Here is a 7,850-nt window from a genome sequence, read left to right as displayed (position 1 = left end):
TTTACTTCTTCGACCCCAGCGGCAACCGCAACGAAACCTTTGCCGGCCTGGGCTACCTGGCCCAGCCCGACCGCCCGGTGACCACCTGGAGCGAGGACAGGCTGGGCAGCGGCATCTTCTATCACACGGGTGATCTCGTGCCGTCCTTCACGGACGTCTATACCTGAACAGGCGCCCACCCCATGCACAGAACGATGCACAAGACAACGTACGAAATAACGCACGAGACAATGCACAAAAATCACCGCATGAAAACCAGCGTGGGCGTTGCCGCGCTGGCCCTGGCGGGCGCGCTGGCCGCGCCGCTGGCTCAGGCCGAGGGGCACTAAGTGCCCGGCGTCGAGGGGATGCAGGCGGCGAGCGTGCCGCCGCCCGGCTTCTACTACCTGGGCTATCTCCTCAACTACGACATCGACGATTTCCGCGCGCCAGGCACCAAGAGCAACCTGCCGGGGCACAACCGCGGCACCGTCTCGGCGCTGGCCAACCGCTTCGTCTGGGTCACGCAGCACAAGCTGCTGGGCGCCGACTACGGCATGGAGGCCATCGTGCCCCTGATGCGCACTTCGCTCACCATCAACGCGGCGGGCATCTCCGACACCCGCTCGGGCGTGGGCGACGTGTATCTGGGGCCGCTGGTGCTGGGCTGGCATGGCCCCCAGTGGGACGCCGTGGCGGCCGCGGGCATGTGGTTCGACACCGCCAGCACCAGCGACCCCGCCTCCCCGGGCAAGGGCTTCAAGAGCACCATGCTCACGGGCGGCCTGACCTACTACTTCGACGGCGCCAAGACCTGGTCGGGTTCGGGGCTGATGCGCTTCGAGCGCAACGGCAAGAACGGCGCGGGCATGCGCCCTGGCAACCAGATCACGCTGGAATGGGGCCTGGGCAAGTCCTTCGGCGCCTGGCAGGCGGGCATGGTGGGCTACAGCCAGTGGCAGACCAGCGAAGACAGCGGGCCGGGCGCCAGCGGTGACAAGGCATCGCGCCATGCGCTGGGCGCCGAGGTGGTCTATCCCGTGCCGGGCGCGGGCCTGTTCCTCAAGGGCGCGCTCTACAAGGAACTGCGCGCCGAGGCCGGCACCGGCCCGCAGTCCAAGGGCTCGCTGCTGCGCTTCTCGGTCGTGAAAGCCTTCTGATGGAGGAGCGTATGTCGCAGATGCCGCAGGTATCGCAGATGCCGCACACGGCTTCGGTGCCGCAGCCCGTCATCGACGCTCCGGCCGCGCTGCGCGCCGTGGAGGCCGCGGTGCGGCACGCCACGGCGCTGGGCCTGCGTGTCAACGTGGCCGTGGTCGATGCCGCGGGCCTGCCCGCTGCGTTTGCGCGCATGGCGGGCGCGCCGCTGCACTCCATCGATATTGCCAACGACAAAGCCTATACCGCCGCCAGCTTCGGCCTGCCCACGGGCGCCTGGCACGCGGCGCTGGCCTCGCATTCCGAGGCCGTGCGCCAGGGGCTGGTGCTGCGCCCGCGCTTCGTGGCCTTCGGCGGCGGTTTGCCGATCGTGGAGCACGGGGCGCGCATTGGCGGCATTGGCGTGTCCGGCGGCAGCGAGGCGCAGGACGAGGCCATTGCGCGGGCCGGCCTGCAGGCCCTGGGCCTCGATGCCTGATCTGTCATACCCCGCAAATACCCCCCGCGCATGCGCGCCGCGCGCTCGCGGGGGTTCCACACGAAAGTCGAAAAATGTCTGTCTCTCATCCTGACCAGCCAGTCCGGCACAACCCGGAGGTCGCGCACTCCATCGTGGCGGCCGGCATCCGCACCAACTACCACGACGTGGGCAGCGGCGATCCGGTGCTGCTGATCCATGGCTCCGGCCCGGGTGTGTCGGCCTGGGCCAACTGGCGGCTCGTCATGCCCGCGCTGTCGGAGCGCGCGCGCGTGATCGCGCCCGACATGGCGGGCTTCGGCTTCAGCGAGCGGCCCGAGGGCTTTGCCTACGGCATGGACGCCTGGGTGCGCCAGGCCGTGGGCCTGCTCGATGCGCTGGGCATCGCGCGCGCCGACCTGGTGGGCAACTCGTTCGGCGGCGGGCTGGCGCTGGCGCTGGCCATACGCCACCCCGAGCGCGTGCGCCGCCTGGTGCTGATGGGCAGCGTGGGCGTGCCGTTCACCCTCACCGAGGGGCTGGACGCCGTCTGGGGCTACACCCCCTCGTTCGAGAACATGCGCGCGATCATGGATTTCTTCGCCTGGGATCGCTCCCTGGTGAACGACGAGCTGGCCCAGCTGCGCTACGAGGCCAGCATCCGCCCGGGCTTCCAGGAGTCGTTCGCGGCCATGTTCCCCGCGCCGCGCCAGCGCTGGGTCGATGCCTTGACCAGCCCCGAGCAGGACATCCGCCGCATTGCGCACGAGACCCTGATCGTGCATGGGCGCGAGGATCGGGTGATTCCGCTGTCCACCTCGCTCACGCTGGCCCAATGGATTGAAAAATCGCAGCTGCATGTCTATGGCCGCTGCGGCCACTGGACGCAGATCGAGCACGCGGCGCGCTTTGCCCGCCTGGTCGGCGACTTCCTGGCCGAAGGCGCGGAGGCTTGAGGCCATGCCTGCCTGGCTACGGCTCCACGGCGCCCTGCCGCGCGGCGAAGGATTGCACCACCCGCAAAAAGGCCGCCAGCACCGGCGAGCCGTCATCGGTGCGGTAGAGGCAGCACAGGGCGATGTCGCGCAGCTGGCGCGAGTGCAGCGGCCTGTAGGCCACGCCCGGCAGGCGCAGGCTCATGGCGGACTGGGTGGTGATGCAGCAGCCAAAGCCGCTGGCCACCAGGGCCACGCAGGTCAGCACGTCCTCGACCTCCTGCGCCACCTCCAGCCGCGCGCCCTCGCGCGCGAAGGCGGCGGTCACCTCCTGCGCCAGGCCGGGCAGGGGGGCGTTGGGGTACAGGATCATCGGCACGCCGCTCAGCTCGCGCAGGCCGATCTGGGCGCGCCCGCACAGCGGGTGGGTCTCGGGCAGGCCGACGACCAGCGGCTCGCGCAGCACCACCTGCACGCCCAGGCCGGGCTCGGCCTGCACCAGCCGGTTGAAGCCCACGGCGATGCGGCGCTCGCGCAGCGCCTGCAGCTGCTCGGCCTTGGTCATGTTGTGCAGCTCCAGGCGCACGTCGGGGCGCTGGCGGTGGAAGTCCGCCAGCAGCCGGGGGATGACGTCGAGCACGCCCGAGCCGAAGATGCCCACGTCCAGGCGCCCTATCAGCCCCGCGCCCGCCAGCCGGGTGCGCTCGTCGGCGCGCTGGGCCAGCGACAGGATGTTGGGCACCTCGTCCAGCAGCGTCTGGCCCGCGGCCGTCAGCTCCACGCCCTTGGGCGTGCGCAGGAACAGCGCCGTGCCCAGCTCTTCCTCCAGCGCCCGTATCTGCCGCGTCAGTGGCGGCTGGGCCATGTGCAGCCGCTGCGCCGCGCGCCCGAAGTGCAGCTCCTGGGCCAGGGCCAAAAAGTATTTCATCTGCCGCAAGTCCATGGGCACCCCTGTTTTTCATACCTCGGAGGTATTGATTTCGCAAAATTCGGTATTGGACAGTATGAAGACTGCCGCCTATCGTTGCCCTCATCGCTGCGAGGACAACGTGACGATGGGGCCGGTGCCCGCGTGCAGGCCCGCCCCGCCCACCTGTAGAAAAGAGAGAGTGACATGCTAGCCAAACAGATCCTGAACTTCATCAACGGCGAGTTCGTCGCCACCGGCAAGTGGTTCGACAACCGCACGCCGATTTCCAACGCGGTGATCGGCCAGGTGGCCGAAGCCGGCCAGGCCGAGGTGGACGCCGCCGTGGCCGCCGCGCGCGCCGCGCTCAAGGGCCCGTGGGGCAGCATGACGCTGGCCCAGCGGGTGGAGCTGCTGGAGGCCCTGGTGGCCGAGATCACGCGCCGCTTCGACGAGTTCCTGGAGGCCGAATGCGCCGACACCGGCAAGCCCAGGAGCCTGGCCTCGCACATCGACATTCCGCGCGGCGCCGCCAACTTCAAGGTGTTTGCCGACGTGGTGAAGAACGTGCCCACCGAGTTCTTCGAGATGGCCACGCCCGACGGCCGCGGCGCCATCAACTACGGCTACCGCAAGCCCGTGGGCGTGGTCGGCGTGATCTGCCCCTGGAACCTGCCGCTGCTGCTCATGACCTGGAAGGTCGGCCCGGCGCTGGCCTGCGGCAACACGGTGGTGGTCAAGCCGTCCGAGGAAACGCCGCGCACCGCCGCCCTGCTGGGCGAGGTGATGAACCACGTCGGCATCCCCAAGGGGGTCTATAACGTGGTGCACGGCTTCGGCCCCGGCTCGGCCGGCGAGTTCGTCACCAGCCACCCCGGCATCGACGCCATCACCTTCACCGGCGAGACGCGCACCGGCGAGGTCATCATGAAGGCCGCCGCCAAGGGCGCGCGCCCCGTCAGCCTGGAAATGGGCGGCAAGAACGCCGCCATCGTGTTTGCCGACTGCGACTTTGACGCCGCCATCGAGGGCACGCTGCGCTCGGCCTTCGTCAACTGCGGCCAGGTCTGCCTGGGCACCGAGCGGGTCTATGTCGAGCGCCCGATTTTCGACAAGTTCGTCGCCGCGCTGAAGCAGCAGGTCGAGGGCTGGAAGATCGGCGTGCCCGAGGGCGCCGACACCCAGCTCGGCCCGCTGATCAGCAAGGAGCACCAGGCCAAGGTGCTGTCGTACTACCAGCTGGCGGTGCAGGAGGGCGCCACGGTGGTCACCGGCGGCGGCGTGCCCGACATGCCGGGCGAACTCAAGGACGGCTGCTGGGTGCAGCCCACCATCTGGACCGGCCTGCCCGAGACGGCGCGCGTCATCAAGGAAGAAATCTTCGGCCCCTGCTGCCACATCGCCCCCTTCGACACCGAGGACGAGGTGCTGGCCAAGGCCAACGACAACGAGTACGGCCTGGCCACCGCCATCTGGACGCGCGACCTGTCGCGCGCGCACCGCGTGGCGCAGCGCATGGAGGTCGGCATCTCCTGGGTCAACAGCTGGTTCCTGCGCGACCTGCGCACGCCGTTCGGCGGCTCCAAGCAGTCGGGCATAGGCCGCGAGGGCGGCGTGCACTCGCTGGAGTTCTATACCGAGCTCAAGAACGTGTGTATCAAGCTGTGAGGCAGGAATTTAAGCCAAATCAGCCTCAAGCCCTTATCCATCAAGCGTAAGCAGCTACTTTTTATATAGCAAAACCATGGCCATGAACTCCCAACAGATCGAGCAGCTCGGCGACGAGCTGTACCAGGCCCTCGCGGGCTGCCAGGTGGTGGAGCCTTTGACCACCCGCCACCCCGACATCACCATCGCCGACGCCTACGCCATCCAGCAGCGCATGCTGGCGCGCCGCCTGGACGCCGGCGAGCGCGTGGTGGGCAAAAAGGTCGGCGTCACCAGCCGGGCGGTGATGGACATGCTGGGCGTGTTCCAGCCCGACTTCGGCTGGCTCACCGACGGCATGGTCTTCAACGAAGGCCAGGCCGTTGCCGCCAGCACGCTGATCCAGCCCAAGGCCGAGGGCGAGATCGCCTTTGTGCTGAAGAAAACGCTGCGAGGCCCCGGCGTCACCGCCGCCGACGTGCTGGCCGCCACCGAGGGCGTGATGGCCTGCTTCGAGATCGTCGACTCGCGCATCCGCGACTGGAAGATCAAGATCCAGGACACCGTGGCGGACAACGCATCCTGCGGCGTGTTCGTGCTCGGCGACCGCCTGGTGGACCCGCGCGACGTCGATCTGGGCACCTGCGGCATGGTGCTGGAGAAGAACGGCGACATCGTCGCCACCGGCGCGGGCGCCGCCGCCCTGGGCCACCCGGCGAACGCCGTGGCCTGGCTGGCCAACACCCTGGGCGCGCACGGCATCGCGCTGGAGGCGGGCGAGGTCGTGCTGTCGGGCTCGCTCGGAATCATGGTGCCGGTGCAGGCGGGCGACAACCTGCGCGTGACCATTGGCGGCATCGGCGGCTGCTCCGTCCGTTTTATTTGAGGAAAAAAGTATGACCCGCAAGATCAAATGCGCCCTGATCGGCCCCGGCAACATCGGCACCGACCTGCTGGCCAAGCTGCAGCGCAGCCCCGTGCTGGAGCCCGTGTGGATGGTGGGCATAGACCCTGAATCCGACGGCCTCAAGCGCGCCCGCGAAATGGGCATCAAGACCACCGCCGAGGGTGTCGATGGCCTGGTGCCGCACATGAAGGCCGACGGCGTGCAGATCGTGTTCGACGCCACCAGCGCCTACGTGCACGCCGAGAACTCGCGCAAGGTGACGGCGCAGGGCGCGATGATGATCGACCTGACGCCCGCGGCCATCGGCCCCTACTGCGTGCCGCCAGTCAATCTGCGCGAACACGTGGGCAAGCGCGAGATGAACGTCAACATGGTCACCTGCGGCGGCCAGGCCACCATCCCGATGGTGGCGGCCGTCAGCCGCGTGCAGCCGGTGGGCTATGCCGAGATCGTGGCCACCGTGTCCAGCAAATCCGCCGGCCCCGGCACGCGCAAGAACATCGACGAGTTCACCCGCACCACGGCCGGCGCCATCGAGAAGGTGGGCGGCGCCAAGCGGGGCAAGGCCATCATCATCATCAATCCGGCCGAGCCGCCGCTGATCATGCGCGACACCGTGCATTGCCTGGTCGAGGGCCAGCCCGACCAGGCCGCCATCACGAAAAGCATCCACGACATGATCGCCGAGGTGCAGAAGTACGTGCCCGGCTACAAGCTGGTCAACGGGCCGGTGTTCGACGGCCAGCGCGTGTCGGTCTTCCTGGAAGTCGAGGGCCTGGGCGACTACCTGCCCAAGTACGCCGGCAACCTGGACATCATGACCGCCGCCGCCGCCCGCACCGCCGAGATGTTTGCCGAGGAGATCCTGGCCGGCGCGCTCACCCTCGAACCCGTCGCCGCCTGAAGGAGCCCCCGCCATGAACATCCAAGGCAAGAAGATCACCCTGCATGACATGACGCTGCGCGACGGCATGCACCCCAAGCAGCATCAGATGACGCTGGCGCAGATGAAATCCATCGCCCAGGGCCTGGACGCCGCCGGCATGCCGCTGATCGAGGTCACCCACGGCGACGGCCTGGGCGGCGCCTCGGTCAACTACGGCTTTCCGGCCCACAGCGACGAGCAATACCTCTCCGCTGTCATCCCGCTGATGAAGCAGGCCAAGGTGTCGGCGCTGCTGCTGCCCGGCATTGGCACCGTCGACCACCTGAAGATGGCGCGCGAGCTGGGCGTGCACACCATCCGCGTGGCCACCCACTGCACCGAGGCCGACGTCAGCGAACAGCACATCACCATGGCCCGCAAGATGGACATGGACACCGTGGGCTTTCTGATGATGGCGCACATGAACTCGGCCGAAGGCCTGGTCAAGCAGGCCAGGCTGATGGAAGGCTACGGCGCCAACTGCATCTACGTCACCGACTCGGCCGGCTACCTGCTGCCCGATCAGGTCAAGGAGCGCATCGCCGCCGTGCGCGCCGCGCTCAAGCCCGAGACCGAGCTGGGCTTTCATGGCCACCACAACCTGGCCATGGGCGTGGCCAACTCGATCGCCGCCATCGAAGCTGGCGCCAACCGCATCGACGCCGCCGCCGCCGGCCTGGGCGCCGGTGCCGGCAACACGCCGATGGAGGTGCTGGTGGCCGTGCTCGAGCGCATGGGCGTGCACACCGGCGTGGACGTGTTCAAGATCCAGGACGTGGCCGAGGACCTGGTGGTGCCGGTGATGGACTTCCCCATCCGCATCGACCGCGACGCGCTGACGCTGGGCTACGCCGGCGTGTACGGCTCCTTCCTCCTGTTCGCCAAGCGCGCCGAGAAGAAGTACGGCGTGCCGGCGCGCGAGATCCTGGTCGAGA

8 protein-coding genes and 1 pseudogene are annotated in these 7,850 nt (G+C 68.5%); 8 read left to right on the top strand and 1 reads right to left on the bottom strand.

The features are described from left to right. The 4 genes and pseudogenes from PKA16_RS15210 to PKA16_RS15195 form a co-directional block, all read left to right on the top strand. A pseudogene (locus PKA16_RS15210) lies at positions 1–167 on the top strand (catechol 2,3-dioxygenase); the annotation flags it as partial. A 162-nt stretch (positions 168–329) separates the two neighbouring features. Then, the gene (locus PKA16_RS15205) at positions 330–1,139 is read left to right on the top strand and encodes a transporter (protein WP_324404434.1); all 810 of its coding nucleotides are present in this window, start codon (positions 330–332) and stop codon (positions 1,137–1,139) included. A 20-nt stretch (positions 1,140–1,159) separates the two neighbouring features. Next, positions 1,160–1,615 carry a heme-binding protein gene (locus PKA16_RS15200; RefSeq protein ID WP_231403478.1) on the top strand — a complete coding sequence of 152 codons (456 nt, stop codon included), beginning with the start codon at positions 1,160–1,162 and terminating at the stop codon, positions 1,613–1,615. A gap of 74 nt (positions 1,616–1,689) precedes the next feature. Continuing rightward, positions 1,690–2,550 (top strand): alpha/beta hydrolase, encoded by an 861-nt coding sequence (locus tag PKA16_RS15195; protein WP_196994577.1) that lies wholly within the window; start codon positions 1,690–1,692, stop codon positions 2,548–2,550. A 16-nt stretch (positions 2,551–2,566) separates the two neighbouring features. On the opposite strand, the gene PKA16_RS15190 is transcribed toward PKA16_RS15195, so the two are convergent. Further along, entirely contained in the window at positions 2,567–3,472 is a 906-nt protein-coding gene (locus PKA16_RS15190; protein WP_196994576.1) for a LysR substrate-binding domain-containing protein, read from the bottom strand. Between the two features lie 171 nt (positions 3,473–3,643). On the opposite strand from PKA16_RS15190, the gene PKA16_RS15185 reads away from it, so the two are divergent. From PKA16_RS15185 to dmpG, 4 genes are all read left to right on the top strand, one after another. Continuing rightward, entirely contained in the window at positions 3,644–5,104 is a 1,461-nt protein-coding gene (locus PKA16_RS15185; RefSeq protein WP_196994575.1) for a 2-hydroxymuconic semialdehyde dehydrogenase, read from the top strand. Positions 5,105–5,186: 82 nt separating this feature from the next. Next, a complete protein-coding gene (gene dmpE, locus PKA16_RS15180; protein ID WP_196994574.1) occupies positions 5,187–5,969 on the top strand; it encodes a 2-oxopent-4-enoate hydratase in 783 nt (260 codons plus the stop codon). 10 nt (positions 5,970–5,979) lie between these two features. Continuing rightward, positions 5,980–6,894, top strand: a complete 915-nt coding sequence (locus tag PKA16_RS15175; protein WP_324404424.1) for an acetaldehyde dehydrogenase (acetylating) — start codon at positions 5,980–5,982, stop codon at positions 6,892–6,894. A gap of 13 nt (positions 6,895–6,907) precedes the next feature. Beyond that, positions 6,908–7,850, top strand: a 943-nt coding sequence (dmpG, locus tag PKA16_RS15170) for a 4-hydroxy-2-oxovalerate aldolase (protein WP_324404422.1), incomplete at its 3' end; no start/stop codon positions are given.

The organism is Ottowia sp. (assembly GCF_035325765.1).
Lineage (GTDB): Bacteria > Pseudomonadota > Gammaproteobacteria > Burkholderiales > Burkholderiaceae_C > Ottowia.
This window is presented reverse-complemented; position numbering and strand designations above follow the sequence as displayed.